The 19370-nt window shown below is 55.1% G+C and carries 17 protein-coding genes; 10 read left to right on the top strand and 7 right to left on the bottom strand.

Annotated features, from left to right (window positions below; genetic code table 11):
* Positions 1-22 precede the first annotated feature (22 nt).
* The gene (locus tag WKJ04_RS09665) at positions 23-220 is read left to right on the top strand and encodes a hypothetical protein (RefSeq protein WP_337880234.1); all 198 of its coding nucleotides are present in this window, start codon (positions 23-25) and stop codon (positions 218-220) included.
* A 24-nt stretch (positions 221-244) separates the two neighbouring features.
* On the opposite strand, the gene dkgB is transcribed toward WKJ04_RS09665, so the two are convergent.
* Both dkgB and WKJ04_RS09655 read right to left on the bottom strand, forming a co-directional pair.
* Positions 245-1057: a 2,5-didehydrogluconate reductase DkgB gene (dkgB, locus tag WKJ04_RS09660; RefSeq protein WP_337880233.1), complete on the bottom strand. Its 813-nt coding sequence runs from the start codon at positions 1055-1057 to the stop codon at positions 245-247.
* Between the two features lie 115 nt (positions 1058-1172).
* Positions 1173-2345, bottom strand: coding sequence for an MFS transporter (locus WKJ04_RS09655; RefSeq protein WP_337880232.1), 1173 nt, complete (start codon positions 2343-2345; stop codon positions 1173-1175).
* Positions 2346-2434: 89 nt separating this feature from the next.
* Here WKJ04_RS09655 and WKJ04_RS09650 point away from each other — a divergent pair, with 89 nt between their 5' ends.
* On the top strand, positions 2435-3322 hold the full coding sequence (locus WKJ04_RS09650) for a LysR family transcriptional regulator (RefSeq protein WP_337880231.1): 888 nt from the start codon (positions 2435-2437) through the stop codon (positions 3320-3322).
* 110 nt (positions 3323-3432) lie between these two features.
* The gene (locus WKJ04_RS09645) at positions 3433-5397 is read left to right on the top strand and encodes a methyl-accepting chemotaxis protein (protein ID WP_337880230.1); all 1965 of its coding nucleotides are present in this window, start codon (positions 3433-3435) and stop codon (positions 5395-5397) included.
* Here the strand turns inward: WKJ04_RS09645 and WKJ04_RS09640 are convergent.
* Positions 5394-5831 carry a MarR family transcriptional regulator gene (locus tag WKJ04_RS09640; protein WP_337880229.1) on the bottom strand — a complete coding sequence of 146 codons (438 nt, stop codon included), beginning with the start codon at positions 5829-5831 and terminating at the stop codon, positions 5394-5396. The two genes, WKJ04_RS09645 and WKJ04_RS09640, sit on opposite strands and share 4 nt — an antisense overlap.
* A 79-nt stretch (positions 5832-5910) precedes the next feature.
* On the opposite strand from WKJ04_RS09640, the gene WKJ04_RS09635 reads away from it, so the two are divergent.
* Complete coding sequence (locus tag WKJ04_RS09635) at positions 5911-6204, top strand: DUF3861 domain-containing protein (protein WP_337880228.1); 294 nt, start codon at positions 5911-5913, stop codon at positions 6202-6204.
* Here WKJ04_RS09635 and WKJ04_RS09630 read toward each other — a convergent pair.
* The 4 genes from WKJ04_RS09630 to WKJ04_RS09615 all read right to left on the bottom strand — a co-directional run bounded on the left by WKJ04_RS09630 (position 6196) and on the right by WKJ04_RS09615 (position 13397).
* Positions 6196-6972, bottom strand: coding sequence for a rhamnogalacturonan acetylesterase (locus tag WKJ04_RS09630; protein WP_337880227.1), 777 nt, complete (start codon positions 6970-6972; stop codon positions 6196-6198). The genes WKJ04_RS09635 and WKJ04_RS09630 overlap by 9 nt on opposite strands.
* Positions 6969-8039, bottom strand: a complete 1071-nt coding sequence (locus tag WKJ04_RS09625; RefSeq protein WP_337880226.1) for a hypothetical protein — start codon at positions 8037-8039, stop codon at positions 6969-6971. Before WKJ04_RS09625 ends, WKJ04_RS09630 begins: the two co-directional genes overlap by 4 nt.
* Positions 8036-10516 (bottom strand): glycoside hydrolase family 88 protein, encoded by a 2481-nt coding sequence (locus WKJ04_RS09620; RefSeq protein WP_337880225.1) that lies wholly within the window; start codon positions 10514-10516, stop codon positions 8036-8038. Before WKJ04_RS09620 ends, WKJ04_RS09625 begins: the two co-directional genes overlap by 4 nt.
* A 94-nt stretch (positions 10517-10610) precedes the next feature.
* Positions 10611-13397, bottom strand: a complete 2787-nt coding sequence (locus tag WKJ04_RS09615; protein ID WP_337880224.1) for a TonB-dependent receptor — start codon at positions 13395-13397, stop codon at positions 10611-10613.
* A gap of 325 nt (positions 13398-13722) precedes the next feature.
* On the opposite strand from WKJ04_RS09615, the gene kduD reads away from it, so the two are divergent.
* From kduD to WKJ04_RS09585, 6 genes are all read left to right on the top strand, one after another.
* Positions 13723-14490, top strand: a complete 768-nt coding sequence (kduD, locus tag WKJ04_RS09610; protein WP_337880223.1) for a 2-dehydro-3-deoxy-D-gluconate 5-dehydrogenase KduD — start codon at positions 13723-13725, stop codon at positions 14488-14490.
* A 31-nt stretch (positions 14491-14521) separates the two neighbouring features.
* Positions 14522-15364, top strand: coding sequence for a 5-dehydro-4-deoxy-D-glucuronate isomerase (gene kduI, locus WKJ04_RS09605; RefSeq protein ID WP_337880222.1), 843 nt, complete (start codon positions 14522-14524; stop codon positions 15362-15364).
* 71 nt (positions 15365-15435) lie between these two features.
* Positions 15436-16458, top strand: coding sequence for a TRAP transporter substrate-binding protein (locus WKJ04_RS09600; protein ID WP_337880221.1), 1023 nt, complete (start codon positions 15436-15438; stop codon positions 16456-16458).
* Positions 16451-16948: a TRAP transporter small permease gene (locus WKJ04_RS09595; RefSeq protein ID WP_337880220.1), complete on the top strand. Its 498-nt coding sequence runs from the start codon at positions 16451-16453 to the stop codon at positions 16946-16948. Before WKJ04_RS09600 ends, WKJ04_RS09595 begins: the two co-directional genes overlap by 8 nt.
* Complete coding sequence (locus WKJ04_RS09590) at positions 16948-18243, top strand: TRAP transporter large permease (protein WP_337880219.1); 1296 nt, start codon at positions 16948-16950, stop codon at positions 18241-18243. Before WKJ04_RS09595 ends, WKJ04_RS09590 begins: the two co-directional genes overlap by 1 nt.
* Positions 18244-18336: 93 nt before the next feature.
* A complete protein-coding gene (locus tag WKJ04_RS09585; RefSeq protein ID WP_337880218.1) occupies positions 18337-19365 on the top strand; it encodes a LacI family DNA-binding transcriptional regulator in 1029 nt (342 codons plus the stop codon).
* Positions 19366-19370: the final 5 nt, after the last annotated feature.

The raw sequence follows: 19370 nt of genomic DNA, 5'->3' as shown, positions 1-19370 counted from the left end.
TGGGCTGAGAGGCGGGGGCTGTATGGAAAGTTTTGTGATCTGGCTGATGCAGATGAGTGGTTACATTGTTGAACTGGTGGTGGCCCGTGAAGCCCATGGTTTTATTGTGTATCAGATGGTGGTGGCCATTAGCCTGATTGTGCTGGTGGCCGCTCTGTTGGCGTTCTGGCCTTTATGGCACTTAAAAAAACGCAGTCAGAATAAAAAAGCCGGGTTTTAACCCGGCTTTCTCAGCAAATTCCCGTTAATCCCAGGCTGGAGCAAATTCCGGGTTGGCGATACGTTCACCGGCATCTAACCCAGCGATCAACGCTTTGTCTTCTGCCGCTAATGTCACGCTTAAAGCGCCAAAGTTATCTGCCAGGTTTTTCGCTTGGGTCGACATCGGAATAGTGACCATGCCCTGGTCCAGCACCCAGCGCAGCACCACCTGAGCGATGCTGCAGCCAGTGCGGGCCGCAACAGCCTGCAGCACAGGGTCGGTAAAGACCTTGCCAACGGCCAAAGGCATATAGGCGGTTGGTGTGACGCCTTGCTGTTGCATATAAGCCAGCAGTTTGCGGTTTTGCAGGTAAGGATGCACTTCCACCTGATTGGTTACCAGCTCACCCGGGCCCAGAATTTCTATCGCCTGCTGCAACTGAGCAATGGTGAAATTCGAAACCCCAATAGCTTTGGTCAGGCCCAGTGCTTTGGCTTGCTTCAGTTGCGCCAGGTAGTCCTGCATCGCCACCTTATTGCTGCTGTCCGGCCAGTGGATCAGTAATAAATCCACCTGGTCTGTCTGCAGTTTCTGCAGGCTTTCCTGCACACTGGCGATAAACCTGTCGGCGCTCAAATTGCTCAGCCAGACTTTGGTGGTCAGGAAAATTTCGCTGCGGGCAATACCACTGTCGGCCAAGGCCCGGCCCACTTGCTCTTCGTTGCCATAGATTTGGGCCGTGTCGATATGGCGGTACCCTGCTTGCAGTGCCATTGCCACTGAGTCATAGGCCAGTTGGTCTTTCAGCCGGAAGGTGCCCATGCCAAGTGCCGGGGCGAATAAGGTTGTGCTCATTTCATTTCTCCTGGGGTGATGCACTGAGTCTGGGGGCTAAGACTCCAGACTCAAGATGTTGAAGGCAAAACTGCGGCCAGCCGAAGTTGCCGCAGGACGAATTTGTCAGGTTGAATCAACAGAGGCCTGGTTGTTTGCGTTCCAGTGCACCAGACCAACGGGTCAGTCCCAGTGCCAGCAGTACGATTAAAGCGCCAATCCAGCCCGTGTCGGTCAGCGGGCGGCTGGCGACCACCAGGCCACCCAGCCAGGCTCCCAAGGCAATGCCCAGGTTAAAGGCGGCTATATTCATGCCGCTGGCCACATCCACCGCTTCTGGCCGGTATTTTTGTGCCAGCTGCACCACATACACCTGTAAACCAGGCACGTTGCCAAAGGCAAAAGCCCCCCAAATCAGTACTGTCAGCACCGCCAGCACGGCTGAGTGCGCAGTCCAGCTAAAGGCCGCCAGCACCAAAGCCAGCAGTGCAAAAATAATGCTCAGGGCTTTCACCGGGCCGTGTTTATCGGCGAGCTTGCCACCCCAGATATTCCCAACAGCCACAGAAACCCCGTACACCAGCATAATCAGGCCAATGGCACCGGCGGCAAAACCTGAAACCTGCTGCAGAATAGGGGCCAGGTAGGTAAAGGCAACAAAGGTGCCGCCGTAACCGACCGCTGTCATGGCAAACACCAGGAGTAAGCGGGGTTCTGTCAGTACCGACAGTTGTTGCATCACAGATGCAGCCTGGCCTGGTTTGAGTCGGGCCGGTACTAACAAAGCGCTGCCTACCAGGGCGATGAACCCAAGGCCTGCGACCACTAAAAAGGTGGCACGCCAGCCAAACTCCTGACCAATCCAGGTGCCCAGCGGAACACCCGTCACCAGAGCGACCGTCAGTCCGCTGAACATCAGGGCTATAGCGCTGGCTTCTTTATCTTTACTGACCAGGCTGGTGGCTATGGTGGAGCCAATGGAGAAAAACACCCCATGGGCCAGACCGGTCAGCACCCGCGCCAGCACCAGACTTTGATAGCCTGGTGCTAAAAAAGCCAGCAGGTTGCCGGCGATAAACAGCACCATTAAGGCCAGCAGCACAGGTTTGCGTGGCCAGTTGCCGGTGAGGGCCGTCAGCACAGGGGCGCCAATGGCGACCCCCAGCGCATACAGGCTGACCAGCAGGCCTGCTGAGGGTAAAGACACGCCCAAATCCTGAGCTATGGTTGGCACCAGACCGACAATCACAAATTCGGTGGTGCCTATGGCAAAGGCGCTTAAAGTGAGCGCCCAAAGTGCAAGTGGCATAAAAATTCTCCGCGTTAGTCAGTGCGCGGCAGTGTGCCAAAAGCTACTATTGTGAAAAGTGGCATTAATCACAAATATCTTTTGCAAATATGGCAATAATATCGCAAACCGAACAGCTGGAGCTGTTATTGGCCGTGTACGACAGCGGCAGCTTTTCAGCCGCCGCCCGCTTGCTGGATTGTCAGGTGGCCAAGGTGTCCAGGGCGGTGCAGCACCTGGAACAGCAATTGGGAGCCAGCCTGTTTACCCGCACCACCAGACGGGTGGAACCTACGGCCGAGGGCAAGGCCTTTGTGCACAAAGTGCGGGGCGCACTGACACAGCTGCAGCAGGCGGAAGAGGAACTGAAGCTGCAGCAAGGCCAGCCCAGTGGCGTTTTAAGGGTGGATGCGGCCAGTCCTTTTGTGTTGCATCAGTTGGTGCCATTAATGCACGAGTTTCGCACTCTGTACCCGGCTATTGAGCTGGAGCTGATGTCGAGTGACAAACTGATCGACTTGATTGAGCGGCGTACCGATCTGGCGATCCGTATTGGTGGCTTAACAGATTCCAACCTGCATGCCCGTTTATTGGGCCGTAGTACCCTGCATCTGGTGGCCAGCCCGGCTTATCTGAATTTGCATGGAATACCGCAGCAGCCGGCTGAACTGGCGCAGCATCAGTGGCTGGGTTTTGCTGACAACCCCAGACTGAACCTGTTGCCGCTGGCAGAGCCTGTTGCCATCCGGCCTGCGATCAGTGCCAGCAGTGGTGAAACCCTGCTGCAACTTTGCCTGGCCGGGCATGGCATTGCTTTGTTGTCCAATTTTATGGTGCGTCAGGCCATCAACTCGGGGCAGCTGGCAGAGCTGCTGCCCGGCCAGTTGCAAAGCCCACACCCCCGTGAGCAGGTTCAGGCCGTGTATTATCGCCACAGTGCGTTGTCGGGGCGGATCAAGGTATTTCTGCAATTCCTTGAAGGGCGTTTAGCGCTTTAGGCTGGCGTGGCTGCAGTGGCTGAACTATAGGTAATTAGTCATACAAAACAGCCAGTTGATTGTATGGCTACACCTGTATTGCCGCTTTTCCTTTCATCGAGGACATCAAAATGGGTTATTGGATCCGTCAGCTGGCGCTGACGCAAAAACTGTTGCTGTTATTGGTCTTGCCACTGGCCGGGATGGTGCTGTTTTCTGGCTTTTACTTGCTGCAGAAGTACCAGACGCTGGCAGAAATGCAGCAGATCCGTCAGGTCAGTCTGAAGACGGGTTTAGTCAGTTTGCTGATTAACGAGCTGCAAAAAGAGCGGGGGTTATCCGGCCTGTTTTTGAGCAGTAAGGGAGCGAATCAGCTTGAACTGGCGCGGTTCAGAGCGTCGTCAGATGCCGCGTTGCAGCAATTACGTCAGCACGCCAATGACGAGGACCCGTTGTTGCGTCAGGCTCTGGTGGCGCTGCAAGAGCTGGAGGCTGTGCGCCAGCAGGTAGACAGGTTCAGTCTGCAGCCCCCGCAGTCAGCAGCGGCTTACACCAAGCAGATTGTTTTGCTGACCGGTTTTACCCAGCAAATGGAAGGTCAGGTCAGTGACCCTGAGCTGCTGACGGCTTTTATTCAGTTGAATCAACTCATTGAAATGAAAGAGCGGGCGGGGCGCGAGCGGGCTTTGCTGGCGGTGATCTTTCACCAGAATGGCAGTACGCCGGAGTCTTTGCAGCGTTTTTTGCTGAATCTGGGCGAATACCAGACCTATCTGGCCAGGTTAACGCAAAAACTCTCTGCCGCCCAACAACAGCAGTTGCAGCAGTTATTGACGCAGCCCATTGTTGCCGAGGTAGAGCAACTGAAGCAACTGGTGCAAACAACAGCACCGGGCTTGCCACTGAATAGCAGTGGTGCGGATTGGTTCACCAAATCCACAGCCCGTATTGAATTATTGCATCAGTTTGAAAAACAACTGAATCAGGGCATTGCCGATATGGCGGCCGCCAAAGAAAGCGCAGCTGGCCGCGCCTTCTGGTTCGCCTTTGTTTCAGTCGCACTGGTGCTGGTTCTCGCCTGTTACCTGGCGCTGCTGATTATCAGCAATATCCGTCTGGCGGCCGCTTCGGTCACCCGGGCTTTGCAGGAGTTGTCAGAGCGGGACCTGACGGCTGTGTCTGGCTACCAGGGGCAAGATGAATTTGGGGATATTGCCAAAGCGCTTAATCGCACCAGTGCTGAGTTAAAGCAGGTGATGCTGCTGATCAGTGATGCCACGGTGCAACTGGCTTCAGCGTCAGAGCAGGCCTCTATTGTCACAGCTCAGATGAGCAAAGGCATCAGTCAGCAACAGCAGGACACCGAAACTGTGGTGACGGCCATGCACGAAATGGGCGCGACAGTGCGGGACGTGGCGCGCAGTACGGGGGAAGCCGCCGAGCTGTCACGTCAGGCCAACTCAGAAGCCGTGCAGGGGCAACGCGACATTGATGGCACAGTGCGGCTGATCCAGAGCCTGGAGGCGCAGGTGCATCAGACGGCTCAGACGCTGGTCGAGCTGAAAGCCGGCTCGGATACCATCACCTCAGTGCTGGATGTGATCCGTGGTATTGCCGACCAGACCAATTTACTGGCATTAAATGCAGCTATCGAAGCGGCGCGGGCGGGTGACCAGGGCCGTGGTTTTGCCGTGGTGGCCAGCGAAGTCCGCACTCTGGCGCAACGGACTCAGGAATCCACTGTGTCTATTCAGGAAATGATTGAACGGTTACGCCGCGGTGCAGACCAGGCCAACAGTGCGATGGAGCAGTGTATGGAACAGGCCGGGGCCGGGGTGACTAAAGTAGTGGCTGCCGGCCAGCTGTTGCACCAGATCGCCGGTGGCATCAGCCATATTAACGATATGAACACCCAAATTGCCTCGGCGGCCGAACAACAGCATGTGGTGGTGGACGATATTAATAAAAACCTGCAGAGCATTAATGAGGTGGCGCATCAGACCAGTGCCGGTGCTGAAGAAACTGCGGCCACCAGCCAACAGCTGGCGCAGCTGGCTGAGCAGCTGCAACAGCAGGTAGGGCGCTTTAAACTTTAATCTGAGCTTGCTTTAAGGGGGCAAGTCAGCCCCTGCGCCAGCTTCTGCAACAACTGATGCAGCTGTTGCTGCTCATCGGCGGTCAGCTGGCTGCTGAGTTGTCTGTCCAACTGGCTTACCAGCAGAGCTGCCTGAGTACACAGAGTGACGGCCCGCTTGGTTAATGCCAGGCATACACTGCGTTTGTCGTGCGGGTGGGGCTGCTTTTCAATCAGCCCCTGTTTTTCCATGTCCTGCAATAAGCGGGTGACCTGGGCTTTGTCCCGTCCGGAGTGCTGCGCGATCAGCTGCGGAGTGGCTGGGTCTAAGCTCTGGATCAGGTGCAGCACTTTGTAATGCAGAGGGCTGAGTGCGATCTGCTGGCTGCGGAATGCCTGTGCCAACGCGATTTTATACAAATCCAGAATATGGAAAAGTTGCTGGTGGATTGACATAGTTGACAATATCAATTAAATTGTGTTTAATTGATTTTATCAACTATTTAATGAAATGCCCAGTGGGCAGGAGTACCAGATGCAACACCACTACAGGGTCCAGCTGCAAAAACTGGATGACAGCGCCGCTGTGCTGCAGTTTGACTGCCAGAACCACGACGATATTTTTGCCATTCTGGCCAAGAGCCAGGGCAAGCTGAAGCTGAGTGAGGCTGAGCATCAGGCGTTGATTGTTGGCCTGAAGTTATTCAGTGAAGTGATGATGCAACACCGCAAAGAGGAGCTGTTTAAAGAGTTTCAACCCCATTTCAAGCAATTTATCGGGCATCTGAAGCGCACAGTGCGTGGCAGTGGCCCTGAGGCATTAGAGTAACTCGCGCCAGACATACGGCGCCAGCGGGTGCTGACGTTGCTTCAGTTGCCGCACAAACTGCTGAGCCACCAAAGTGGCTCCCTGCACACTGAGATGAGTGTTGTCAGTTTTGCCATCAGGAAACTTCTGGTACAGACCGGCAGGGACCTGAATAAAATAAGGCTGGCTGCCAGCAGGCCCGCTTTTTTGCAGTTCAGCACAGTGCCAGCTGTGCAGGTCAACGAGTTCAACCTGCTCCTGCGTTGCCACTTGTCGCATCGCCTTGGCGTACAGGGCTAAATCGTCCTGCAACTGGCCCCTGGCGTTAAAATTGCGGCGGCAGATGGACGTGGCCAGCATGGGAATGCCACCTTTGGCTCTGACGTCACGGATAAAGCGGGTCAACAATTGCGGGTAGGTGCTGTCGGGCGCAGCATATCGCGCCGGATCATCCTGTTTCGAGTCGTTGTGGGCAAACTGGATCAGCACATAATCGTCTTTGCCTAAATCGCTCAGCAGCAGTTGCCAGCGGCCTTCATTCAGAAAGCGTAAGGTACTGCGGCCATTGGCGGCATGATTGATCAGCGTCAGCTCTGGGCGTAAAAACTCGCGCAGCAGCTGGCCCCAGCCGCGCTCCGGATAAGCCAGATTGGTTTTATCGGCCATGGTGGAATCGCCCACCAGATGCAGCCGGGGTTTGGGCTGGTCTGTGCTGGTGCCGGCCGGTATACCCAGGGCTGCCAGTGGCAGGCTCAGCAGCAGACTGCAGAGCAGAAAAAATGCGTTCATGGCGTCTCCTTTAACCATTGTCTGAATTGCTGCAGTTGTTGCTCTGGCTGCCATAACCCGGCAAACACCTGCTCAGCGCTGTAACGGCTGGCCTCGTCTGCTGTCAGATTATCCTGCAGCCAGTCGTAAGCCGGCCCCTGGTTCTGGTAAAAATAATTGCGGTCGCCGTAACGATTCGGCTGATCCCGTTGTGGCTGCTGCGGATAAGTGCGGCGGAAAATGGGCTGGTTGGCCAGGCTGCTGCTGAACCTGTTATGCAACAGGACAAACTGACCATCGTAATGGCGGCGCGCCAGCTGATACCCTGACACACCATGAAAACGCGAGTGGGTGACCACCAGTTTCTGCTGCTCCGCCAGTTCACCGTCATGCCATAAGGTGGCCTGAGTGGTGTAGTTCACAAAATCGGAGTCGGTGACATAAGCGGTGCCGCGTGGGCAGAATAAATCGACCCGGCCGCTGAAATAACTGCGGCTGTGGTAATAGAGGCCATGTTGTTTATTCCATAAACTGACGGTGTCGGCTCCGGCGCTGGATAACATCACGCTATCGGTCAGAATACGGCTGGCCTGTTCAAAACCCCGCAAAGCAAACTGATGTTCAAAACGCTCTGGATCCTGCGGATAATCCAACGCGTAACTGTTATGCACCGTTAAATCCAGCAGCGCGATGTCGGAGGCGGCAATATTCACCACGGCAGCTCCCCAGTCCCGGCTTAGCGCCTGACCTGTTGGCAGTGCCTCAGTGCCTTGCCGGGCCAGAAAATGCTGACGCAGCTCAGGGTACTGAAGGATGGTCTCGGTCAGGCTGTGACCGGCCAGCAGCACTTTATTCCGCGTCAGATACAGTTTTTCGCGGTATAAACCCGGTGCGATACGTATCAGCGCCCAGCGCTGATTGGTGGCGTTATTGTCCTGTGGCAGGCTGTCCAGTGCGGCCTGAATACTGCGAAAAGGCGCGCTGCCGTCGGTGGCCACCTGAAGCACTATCGGGGGCTGGGTAGTCTGAGCCTGTGCTGTGATGGTGAATGCGAACCCGCAGCACAGACTCAGCAGCAACCATCTCACTTCGGCTGACCCAGCAGTTTCGCCATTTGCACGGACGCCATAATGAACGGGCCCATGCCTTTGGCATCGTTACGCATCACAGGTTCGTTCATGTAATAGTCGTAACTGCCATCCCGGCCCGCACTTAAACCGGCCACCTGCACCATACTGGTCAGATGGGCCTGGCCCTTCGCGTCCAGCAAGACAAATTCGTTTAACAACCCCTGGTAGCTTTGTTCGGTAAAACTGCGGTAGGCCGGGTCAATAATGCCCAGATTCAGTGCTTTCGCATAAAAATAGACAAACATACTGCTGGCGCTGGACTCCAGGTAGTTACCTGTGGCGCCGGCTTTGTCCGGAATTTGATACCAGACATGACGCTCTGGGTCGGCATAGTGTTGCAGTGCGGCGGCCAGTTGCTGGCTTTGGGCAATTAAAGGGGCGCGCAGTTGGGTGTGTTCGGTCGGAATTTCTTCCAGCACATCCACCAGCGCCATGGCCAGCCAGCCCATACCACGGCTCCAGTATTCCGGCGATACGCCTGTGTCTTTGTTGGCCCAGCGCTGCTGTTTGCTTTCGTCCCAGCCGTGGAAATACAGGCCGGTGTCGGGGCTGCGCAGTTTTTCGGCCACGACTTCAAACTCGTGCACAGCCTCTTTGTAGCTGGCCCCTTGCTCAAAGGCGCTGCTGTAGCGGGTTAAAAACGGCATGCCCATATAGACGCCGTCCAGCCAGACCTGGTACGGGTAGATTTTTTTATGCCAGAAAGCGCCGTTTTCAGTCCGCGGATGCTGGCGTACCTGCTCACGCAGCAGCGCCAGCGCTTTTTTGTAGCGTTCTTCGCCAGTGCGCTGCCAGACCCGCAGCAGCAGGTTGCCAGTGTTCAGGCTGTCGATATTAAATTTTTCCAGCTGATAGCTGTGGATAGTGCCATCTTTTGCGACAAAAGAACTGGCCGTGTTCAGCACCGCCTGCTGGTAAGCCGGGTCAGGCTGCAGCTGGTTTAAATCGTCAATGGCCTGCAGCAATAGACCTGTGGTGTACTCAAAGGTGGTTGGGCGCTGCCGTTCGTGGTCCCAGCCACCCCAGACATAATCCGGCACCTGGCGCTGCATTTCGGCATCGGCCATGGCTTTAGCCCAGAACAAAGCCCGCTCCGCTGTTAACGGCTGCTGCACAGCCGCGGTGGTGGCCGGGTTCTCCAGTTGGATCCGGGGCGGGCGGGTCAGTATTTCCACCTGTTGCTGCAGGTAGTCGACAAACTGCTGCTCTGTCTGAATGCCTGAGGGCTCTCCCTGCCAGGCGGCCAGCAGGTAATAATCCAGCTGTTTACCGGCAATCAGTTTCATCACCGCCAGGTGGCTGTGTTCGTCCGCTGTCAGTTGTTCCAGCTGGCCTTGTTTAAACAGCAGAGCCATGCCCAGCTTGTCTTTATTCAGGCTTTGGGCACCATAAGTGGCCAGGTAGGTGTATTGATGGCCTGAGCTTTCCAGCGTACCGGTCAGCACTTTGGTGTCCGGCAGTTTCACCAGACCAATCACCAGGTTGTCCAGCGGCTCTGACAGGCTCAGCTGATTGCGCAGCAGACGGCTGCCAGCAGTCATGCTGAGCTGGCTGCTTACATTCAGAGTTTTACCGGCGATTTGCCAGTTGTGGTACTGAATGCGCTGCCGCGCCAGTAGTGGGCCGTTGTCCAGCACTGTGGCGGTGTGGCCACTGACCTTGGCAACCCCTAACGCCTGCTTGCCGTCCCAGTAGCCAAAACCACCGGCGCCCAGGGATTTGCCGACTTTCAGTAAGTCCATGCCCCAGGGCTGCATTTCATGGTAAGAACTGTAGCCATCCAGACCGACCTGATGCAGCACAGGTTGGCCTGTACTGTTACCAAAAATATCGAAGCCGTTGCGCCAGTCCAGGTAAATACGGTAACCGACTTTATCGGATTCAATCCCAGGGCCTTCATAACGGATGTATTCGCTGTGGTCTGTGTAGTGAGCCGGCGGCGTGACCTGCTGCACATTGACAAACTGACCACCTTTATAGACTTTGCCTTGCCATTGGCCGCCTTCTTTTATGGAGATTTCTGCCTGCACCCGGCTGGTGGGGGTGAGCCCGGAGCTTTGTGGCTTTAACTGCCACTGTTGGTGTTCAGCCGCCGCCAGCTGGCTTAACACCAACAGCTGGTCTGCCTGGCCATCCAAATCTGTGTCCAGCCACTGGGTGGGCAGCTCGGTACCACCAAACCAGAGCGAACTGGCCGCCGGCCGTTCCTTTAAACCCAAATCACTGACTGCCAGCGAGATCAGCTGGTCAGGCCGGGCAAAAGAGGACGGGTTTTGGACCTGTACAGTCGCAAGATCAGCGAGTTGTTGTGCGGCGCCTGCCGCAGCCTGAGGCGCTGAGGTTTGACTGCGGTCCGGTTCAGCGGCTGGCTGACAGGCGGCTAACCAGCAACTGGTGAACAGCAGGGGAAGGTGTCGGTGTTTTACGGCAATCATCAGAGCATCCGGGATCTGTTATAAAAAAGCAGCGGGTGAACCCGCTGCAACCATCTCAGGCGAGGCTGAGTGTGCCCTCGCCCTCCGGGAGGGATCAGAACTTGTACTGAGCACCCAGGTAGTACTGGCGACCTGTTTCATGGTAATAGGTCAGGCGGTTCCCTGAGCTGTCTACCCACTGGTCGTCCACCTCATCGGTCAGGTTCAGCGCTTCGAAGGTCAGTTTCCACTGCTCAGTCAGACTGTAACTGACCGACGCATCGATATTGGTGGTGGCATTGGTGCCTTCCATATCGTTGTTATCCCGGCCAATGGCAGTGGTCAGGTACTTATCACGTTTAGCCAGACTGACGCGGGCATTCAGCGCTTCGTGTTCATAGTACAGAGTGGCGGCAACAGTTTTGCGTGACAAACCCGTCAGATCACGGGTGGCCTGCACTTCACCGGCCACGTTGATGTAGTCCATTTCTGCGGACACATGAGTGTAATTACCGATAAAGCCAAAACGGTTCCAGAACTCAGGCAGCATGCTGAATGGGGTTTGGTAGGAAAGCTCATAGCCTTTTAAGTCGCCGCCAGGGCCGTTGAGTGGCGTGGTAACGGACCAGTCCAGATTCTCATTACAGGCATCGCCATAACCACTTGGGCCCGCATTACAGGCGTCAATCGCGGCCTGTACAGGTAAGCCGGTTTCGGTGAAAGGTTTGGTTTCCCGCAGTGACTGCACATGGCTGTTGATGTCTTTCTGGAACAACGCCAGCGCAATCATGGCTTCGTCACCAAAGTAGTATTCCAGGCCTAAGTCATAGGTTTTGGCTTTGGTCGGTTCCAGATAAGGGTTACCGCCACTGACCGACATGGCGCTGCCTGACACGGACACCGATACGTTCGGACGAATGGCGCTTAAACCAGCGCGAGCCATCACTTCGGCATAACCGAAACGGACGATAAAGTCTTCCACCGGCTCCCAATTCAGGTTCAGTGATGGCAGGGTTTCGTCGTAGCTGTGATCCACAGTGATTTCCTGCGCTGTGCCACCGACAGTGGCCCAGGCGGTGGAGCTCTGGTCTGTGCTGGCGCGGCGGATACCGACATTCCCCCAGAACGGTGCTTCATTCAGCTCAGTGTTAAAGGAGGCCATCAGGTAAGCGCCAGTGGTCTCTTCCTGCGCTGAGTAATTGTCGTCGCGGCGGAAGTCTTTACTGACGGCAAAAACCCCTGTGTTGCTGTAAATGTTGTAAGCCGCATTGACAGCATCAAAGTCAGGCACCAGCCAGACCGGCTGAGAACCCAGGCCAGAATTGTATTCTTTAATTAATTCGGGTGTATAGACAACGCCAGCGGCGTTTTCAGCAGAGCGGCGTGCTTCGAATGTTTCAAAAGTAAAGTCTTTGTAGTGCAGACCTGCTTTTAAGTTGATGCTGTCAGTTAAAGTCCAGCTCAGGTTGACTTCAGCGGTGTCATAGCCGTTCTCAGCACCCAGCGGACGTAAACGCACTGAGTTGGACGTCCAGCCGTTGGGGTCAAATACACCGTCACCGAACACCAGGCTTGGGCTCTCCCGGCCTGCTCCACGGTAGTCGTAGCTGAAATCGACGCCACGTTTTTCCATCACCAGGGTGGTTTGCACCGGATTGTCGAATTCAGAGGTGGCGCTGCCCACCATGGCTTCCAGTTTCAGGTCATCATTCAGGTAATGGCTGAAATTCAGGTTGGCCTGGGTAAATTCAGTGCCCAGTTCGTCAAAGCGGTTTTCGGCACGGATGGTGGCATTCTCAAAGGCACCGTATGTCATGGTGTTGGTGTCATCAATAAAATAATCCACCACATTCATCACGCCTGTGTTACCGCTGCCCGCTGTGGCCGTGGTGGGTCTGTTGGCACCTGAGTTCAGAATGCCCTGCAAAAACACTTCATTCCGGGTGGCATCAGTTTTGGCGTACAACAGGTCCAGGTCGATTTTGGTATCTTCGTTGGGTCTGAACTGGAAGGCTGAACTCAGGCCGATACGTTCCATATCATGGGTGTAGGAGTCATAACGGGGTAAACGCGGGCGGAATGCATTGTTGATAGCGTTCAGTTCGGTGGCTGTGGTCGAGCCTTTGTAGGAACCAAAGTCATTGACGTTGTTCCAGCGCACCGTACTTGCCCCCTGGTCTTTTAAATTGCGCTCAGAAAATGAGGCAGAGAATAAAGCGCCGAATTTGCCATCGAGGAAATGATCGCTGATCAGGAATGAGGCTTTCGGGTCGTTTTTCTCGGACAAATCGTTGTAACCCAGCTGGCCCGATGCCGTAAAGGTAAAGCCATCGTAGTCAAAAGGACGGGCGGCACGTAAGTCCACAGTGGAGCCTAACGAGCCTTCTTCGACGTCTGCGCTGGCGGTTTTGCGCACTGTTAAGGAACTGAATAAGTCGGAAGAGAAGGTGTTGAAATCAAAACCACGGCCACGGTTGGCGCCGCCTATCTGGTCCGTACCGCCACTGGTTGAAATGGCTTCCATACCGTTAATACGGACACGGGTAAAATCCGGGCCCAGGCCACGTACTGTGATTTGGCGGCCTTCCCCGGCAGCGCGGCTGATGGCCACACCAGGAATACGCTGCAAAGACTCCGCCAGGTTTAAGTCAGGGAAGTCAGCGATGTCTTCCGCCATGATGGAATCAATGGCGCTGTCTGACTGGCGTTTGACGTTCAGTGCATTGGATAAACTGTCGCGGAAGCTGCCGGTCACCTGAATGACTTCCACATTTTCTTCGGCTTTAGCTTTGGCTGCAGTGGTATCGGTCTGTTGATCCGCCAACACGGAAGTGCTGCCTGCGGCGATAGTCATTGCGAGCACGAGTGGATGGAGGCGAAATGCCTGTGCTTGAGCTGCCATGTTGTATTCCTTGTCTGGTTTTTTTACTTTTTCAGCAGTCTTGGCTGCTGACTTTTTAGCATGGCCCGATACAACCTGAGCCCTGTTGATTGAAATTTATTATTTTGTCTATCGGTGGCAAAATTAGCTTGCGTTTTTTTGCCACCGATGGCAAAAAGCTAACACCAAGCCATAATTACTGTCAAATACTGAACAGAAAAAAAGCTGAAATAGTTGTAACAAAACTGAATGTTTTAGTTGTTTTTATTTATTTTCATATACTTAACTATTTACCTTGGCGTCAGCTGTTCTGGAAGTTTACGTAAAGGTAAAGGGGGAAAAAGGCATGTTACTTGAGCAATTATTTGGCTTAAATGGGCAAAAAGCGTTGGTTACCGGCGCCAGCCGTGGCCTGGGCCAGGCCATTGCTGTGGCACTGGCACAAGCAGGGGCTGAAGTCTGGTGTGCCAGCTCCGGTGCTGGGGGCTGTGCTGAAACCCTGGCGCAGATCCAGGCGGCAGGTGGCAAGGCACATCCGCTGTATGCTGACCTGGCCGATACGCAGGCTGTTTTAAATCTGGCGACACAGGCACAGGCACAAGCGGGTCAGATTGATATTCTGGTGAATTGCGGTGGCACCATCAGCCGCACTCCGGCCAAAGACTTTGCGCTGGCGGACTGGCAACAAAACCTGGCCGTAAATTTAGATGCGACTTTTTTGCTGAGCCAGCAGCTGGGCAAAGCCATGCTGGAGCGGGGCCAGGGCAAAATTATTAATATTGCCTCTATGTTGTCGTACAGCGGCGGTATTACGGTGCCGGCCTATACCGCCAGCAAACATGCGGTGGTGGGTTTAACCCGGGCGCTGGCCAATGAATGGGCCGGGCAGGGGGTGAATGTGAATGCGATAGCACCGGGCTATTTCCGTACTGACAATACGGCGGCATTGCAGGCCAATGCAGAGCGCAACCAACAGATTCTGGCCCGCTTGCCAGCTGGGCGCTGGGGCGAACCGGCGGATTTGGCCGGCGCTGTGGTGTTTCTTGCGTCCAAAGCCAGTGATTATGTACATGGGCATGTACTGGCCGTGGACGGTGGCTGGTTAGCGCGTTAGTCAGCCTGTTGTTTTATTAAGTGGAGTGAAGATGAACCCTGTATTTACCCAGCGCTATGCCTGTCATCCTGATGATGTGCGGCACTACGACACTGACAAATTACGCCAGCATTTTCTGGTCGACAACCTGATGCAGGCCGACCAGCTGGTGCTCAATTACACCCATTATGAACGGCTGATTGTTGGCAGTGCGGTGCCGGTGCAAGCACCTGTATGGCTGCAGACCGTCGATGCGCTCAAAGCCGGTTACTTCCTGGAGCGGCGTGAGCTTGGTGTGATCAACACCGGAGGGACAGGGGTGGTCCGGGTGGATGGTACCGACTATCCGTTGCAGTTTCGCGAAGCGCTCTATGTCGGCAAAGGGGCGAAAGACGTCAGCTTTCACAGTGATGACGCGGCCAATCCGGCCCGTTTCTATCTGAATTCTACGCCGGCGCACCATCCGTACCCCAACCGCCATATTACGATGGCGCAGTGCACAGTGCTGGATATGGGCGCGCTGGAAACCAGCAATAAACGGCAGATTTACCAGTTGATGATCCGTGGTGTGGTGGACACCTGCCAGCTGCAGATGGGGTTGACCGTGCTGGAGCCTGGCAGTGTCTGGAACACCATGCCGGCGCACCAGCATGACAGACGGATGGAAGCTTATTACTACTTTGGTCTGGCTGAAGGCCAGCAGGTTTGTCACTTTATGGGCGAACCCCAACAAACCCGCCATCTTTGGGTCGGCAATGAACAGGCGGTGGTGTCACCGCCCTGGTCCATTCACAGCGGTTGTGGCACTGGCAGTTACACCTTTATCTGGGGTATGGCGGGCGAGAATCACGACTACAACGATATGGATAAATTCCCGGCCAGCGCTCTGCGCTGACCGGATTTCCTGCAGCACCGGGCCACATTAAACACAAAGAGCCCGGGCTCGTTACAACAGGGGAGAAGAGGATGAAATGGTGGTATAGCCTGGTGGGCTGCTGCTGGCTGCTGTCCGGCTGTCAGCAGGCTGAACCTGCACTGACACTGCGGATGGCGCATTCGCTGGATCAGGAACATGTGGTGCACAAAGCCATGCTGAACATGGCGGAGCGACTGGAACACTACTCAGGCGGCACGATGAAGATCCAGGTGTACAGCGGTGGTCAGCTGGGCTCTGAACGTGAACTGATTGAACTGCTGCAAATCGGCTCGTTGGCATTAACCAAAGTGTCGGCTGCACCGCTGGAAGGCTTTGCCCCCAGCATGCAGGTATTCAGTGTGCCTTATGTGTTTCGCGACGAGCAGCACTTATGGCAGGTGCTGGAAGGCCCGATCGGCCAGAAGCTGCTGGCGGATTTATCACCGGTACGGCTAAAAGGCCTGGGGTATTACGATGCCGGCAGCCGCAGTTTTTATACCACCCAGGCTAAAATCAGCAGCCCGGCCGATTTAGCCGGCCTGAAATTCCGCGTGCCCAACAGCCAGACTGCTGTGCAGATGGTGCAGACGCTCGGCGGTGCCGCCACGCCGGTGGATTGGGGCGAGCTGTACACCGCTCTGCAACAAGGGGTGGTGGATGGCGCCGAAAACAACCCGCCCAGTTTTTATTTATCCCGCCATTACGAGCTGTGTAAGTACTACCTGCTGGATGAACATACCAGCGTGCCGGACCTGATCCTGATGAGTCAGCATATCTGGGATAGCCTGAGTGCAGAGCAGCAAGGTTGGTTGCAGCAGGCTGTGGCTGATTCGGTGGCGTATCAGCGGGAAGCCTGGAAAATCTCAACCCACGATGCGCTGGCTAAAGTCAAAGCAGCGGGTGTGGAGGTGATTTACCCGGACAAAACCGTGTTTATTCAGGCGGTGCAGCCGCTGCACCAACGCCTGCACGGTTCTGTGGTCGGCGATTTAATCAGTGCTATAGCGCAAGTGAAAGCGGCGCCGGACCAGGTTCAAAGGCCGACCCAAACACAGGAGCCGCAAAATGACTAAATCGTTGTTCTGGATCGATCAATTTTTACGTCGGGTGCTGATTGGCCTGATGGCTGCCATTGTGCTGGTGGTGTGCTGGCAGGTGGTATCGCGGTTTATCCTGGGCAGCCCCAGTTCAATGACCGAAGAAATTGCCCGCACCTTGTTGTTGTGGATTGGTATGTTAGGGGCGGCCTGGGCTTATCGCACCGGCCAGCATCTGGGGCTGGATATTCTGACCAGCAAACTGCCGGCCAAAGCTCAGCACAAGATGGCAATGCTGCTGACCAGCTGTGTGGTGCTGTTTGCTGTCGCTGTGCTGGTTATTGGTGGAGGCGCTTTGGTGCGGCTGGCCTTTGAGCTGAACCAGATGTCAGCCGCCTTGGGCATTGGTATGGGCTGGATTTACCTGGTGTTGCCGCTGACGGGCTTGCTGATTGCCGTGTATGGCTACTGCCAGCTGTTGTGTTTGTGGCGTGGTAAGCCATTGAATTGTGCGGAGTCGGAATAATGGAATTGTCTGCATTGGTGTTATTGGGGCTGTTTTTTATTCTGCTGTTTTTAAACGTGCCCATTTCGTTTTGTATTGGTTTAGCCACCCTGGCCACCATGTTGTTGAGTATGGATGTGCTGCCAGCCATCACCACGCTGGCGCAGCGGATGGCGGGTGGCCTGAACAGTTTTGCTTTGCTGGCCATTCCGTTTTTTGTGCTGTCCGGTTTATTGATGGGGCGTGGCGGTATAGCCAAGCGGCTGATTGAATGTGCGATGGCGCTGGTTGGTGCTTTGCCAGGTGGCCTGGCGCTGGTGAATGTGGTGTCCTGTATGTTGTTTGGCGCTATCTCCGGCTCTGCAGTGGCGGCGACTTCAGCCATTGGCAGTTTTATGCTGCCGGAGATGAAAAAGCAGGGCTATGACGACAACTACAGCGCCGCGGTGACGGCGGCTGCTTCCACTACAGGTCTGCTGATCCCTCCCAGCAATATTATGATTGTGTACGCTATAGCCAGTGGCGGTGTGTCTATCGCGGCGCTCTTTGTTGCCGGGTATTTGCCCGGTATTTTGCTGGGCCTGGCGCTGATGGTTGTCTGTGCCGGTTACGCCAAAATCAAAGGCTTTCCTGTCGCCGCCCGTTTGCCATTGTCTGTGGTGATCCCCAAAGTGGCGGCAGCCATTCCCAGTATGCTGATGATAGTGCTGGTGATTGGTGGCATTATCAGCGGCGCTTTTACCGCGACCGAAGCCGGTGCCATTGCGGTGGTCTATTCCTTTGTGCTGGCGGTGATGATTTACAAAGAAGTGGCGCTGGCCGACTTAGGTAAAATTTTGCTGAAATCGACGGAGACTACCGCCATAGTGTTGGCGCTGATTGCCACTTCAGCGGCCATGTCCTGGATTTTATCGTACGAAAATATCCCGCAGTCGGTCAGTGCAGGCTTACTCACCTTAAGTGAAAACCCAATTCTGATCCTGCTGCTGATCAATGTGATTCTGCTGATCGTCGGCGCCTTTATGGATATGACGCCAGCCGTGCTGATCTTTACGCCTATTTTCTTGCCTGTGGCGATGGAGTTGGGCCTGTCGCCACTGCACTTCGGCATTATGATGATCCTGAATCTGTCGATCGGCCTGATTTCTCCACCGGTCGGCAGTGTGCTGTTTGTCGCCTGCGCCGTCGCTAAAGTGAAGCTGGAACAATTGTTAAGGCCATTGTTGCCTATGTATCTGGCGATGATTGTGGTATTGCTGCTGATCACTTATGTGCCGGCAATCAGCGAGTGGCTGCCAGCGGCGCTTGGGCTGTAACGGAATTGTTGCGGCTGGCTTCAGTTTTGCAATTCAGGATAGAATGGCTGTGGCCGAGCTGTAACTGGCCCTTTTAACCATGGAGTAACACCTTTGATCTCACTGAAAACCTCGACCATTAATGACGTGGCCCGTATTGCCGGTGTGTCCAAACGCACCGTATCGCGGGTGCTGAATGGCTCTTTGAGTGTTGGCGAGTCGACCCGGGTCCGGGTGGAAAAGGTGATTGCTGAACTGAACTACACTCCCAGTCCGCAGGCCCGTGGCCTGGCGTCCAGCCGCTCTTATCTGCTTGGCTTGATTTATGATAACCCGGACGCCTTGTATCTGGATGATGTGCAGCGTGGTGTGCTGGAGAGCTGTTCACAACGTGGTTATGAGCTGGTGGTTCACCCCTGCCGCTACCGTAGCGAAACTCTGGTGCAGGACTGCTTCACCTTTATCAACAGATCCAAACTGGATGGGGTGATCATTCTGCCGCCCGTGTCGGAGTTGGAACATCTGGCGCAGGCTTTGGATCAGGCAGGCCAGCCTTATGTGCGGCTGACCTCTGTACTGCTGGATGAACCCAGCCGCTCCGTGGTGTCTGACGACAGAGCGGCAGCGGCTGAAATGGCACGTTATTTTGCACAGTTGGGTCACCAGCATATTGCGTACATCAGTGGTCCCTTGCGTTATAAATCGTCAGTGGAGCGTCTGAATGGGTTTGAGCTGGGACTGTCGGCTTATGGCATTAAACTGCGATCGGACTGGGTGCTGGAAAGTGAAGCTACCTATGAAGCCGCTACCCAGTGTGCCATGCAGCTGCTGAGCCAGCCGGAGCGGCCCACCGCCATTTTTGCCTATAACGACCAGATGGCGGCAGGCCTGCTCAAAGCCGCTCATCTGCTGGGTATTAAAGTGCCGGAGGAACTGTCTGTGGCGGGTTTTGATGACAACTTGCTGGCCAGCCGGGTGATCCCGGCCCTGACCACTATCCGCCGGCCGGTGCGGCAAATGGCCCAGCTGGCGGCCACCAAAATTATTATGAGCATTGAAGACAATGACTCCGCTGCCCGCAATGTGGCGGCCAAAGTAGCACCGACTTTAGTGGTGCGGGATTCCACCTTAAAACAGGATTAACCCCT

It is taken from the genome of Rheinheimera sp. (assembly GCF_037442345.1).
GTDB lineage: Bacteria > Pseudomonadota > Gammaproteobacteria > Enterobacterales > Alteromonadaceae > Pararheinheimera.
Note: the sequence above shows the minus strand (reverse complement) of the source record. Positions and strands in the feature narration are given on the sequence as shown.

What these genes read in the sequence shown, in the direction of transcription:
- WKJ04_RS09665 (WP_337880234.1), top strand. Translation starts at nt 23, where the DNA reads ATGGAAAGTTTTGTGATCTGGCTGATGCAGATGAGTGGTTACATTGTT.
- WKJ04_RS09600 (WP_337880221.1), top strand. Translation starts at nt 15,436, where the DNA reads ATGAAATGGTGGTATAGCCTGGTGGGCTGCTGCTGGCTGCTGTCCGGC.
- WKJ04_RS09620 (WP_337880225.1), bottom strand. Translation starts at nt 10,516, where the DNA reads ATGATTGCCGTAAAACACCGACACCTTCCCCTGCTGTTCACCAGTTGC.
- WKJ04_RS09630 (WP_337880227.1), bottom strand. Translation starts at nt 6,972, where the DNA reads ATGAACGCATTTTTTCTGCTCTGCAGTCTGCTGCTGAGCCTGCCACTG.
- WKJ04_RS09595 (WP_337880220.1), top strand. Translation starts at nt 16,451, where the DNA reads ATGACTAAATCGTTGTTCTGGATCGATCAATTTTTACGTCGGGTGCTG.
- WKJ04_RS09645 (WP_337880230.1), top strand. Translation starts at nt 3,433, where the DNA reads ATGGGTTATTGGATCCGTCAGCTGGCGCTGACGCAAAAACTGTTGCTG.
- WKJ04_RS09650 (WP_337880231.1), top strand. Translation starts at nt 2,435, where the DNA reads ATGGCAATAATATCGCAAACCGAACAGCTGGAGCTGTTATTGGCCGTG.
- WKJ04_RS09640 (WP_337880229.1), bottom strand. Translation starts at nt 5,831, where the DNA reads ATGTCAATCCACCAGCAACTTTTCCATATTCTGGATTTGTATAAAATC.
- WKJ04_RS09590 (WP_337880219.1), top strand. Translation starts at nt 16,948, where the DNA reads ATGGAATTGTCTGCATTGGTGTTATTGGGGCTGTTTTTTATTCTGCTG.
- kduI (WP_337880222.1), top strand. Translation starts at nt 14,522, where the DNA reads ATGAACCCTGTATTTACCCAGCGCTATGCCTGTCATCCTGATGATGTG.
- kduD (WP_337880223.1), top strand. Translation starts at nt 13,723, where the DNA reads ATGTTACTTGAGCAATTATTTGGCTTAAATGGGCAAAAAGCGTTGGTT.
- WKJ04_RS09615 (WP_337880224.1), bottom strand. Translation starts at nt 13,397, where the DNA reads ATGGCAGCTCAAGCACAGGCATTTCGCCTCCATCCACTCGTGCTCGCA.
- WKJ04_RS09655 (WP_337880232.1), bottom strand. Translation starts at nt 2,345, where the DNA reads ATGCCACTTGCACTTTGGGCGCTCACTTTAAGCGCCTTTGCCATAGGC.
- dkgB (WP_337880233.1), bottom strand. Translation starts at nt 1,057, where the DNA reads ATGAGCACAACCTTATTCGCCCCGGCACTTGGCATGGGCACCTTCCGG.
- WKJ04_RS09635 (WP_337880228.1), top strand. Translation starts at nt 5,911, where the DNA reads ATGCAACACCACTACAGGGTCCAGCTGCAAAAACTGGATGACAGCGCC.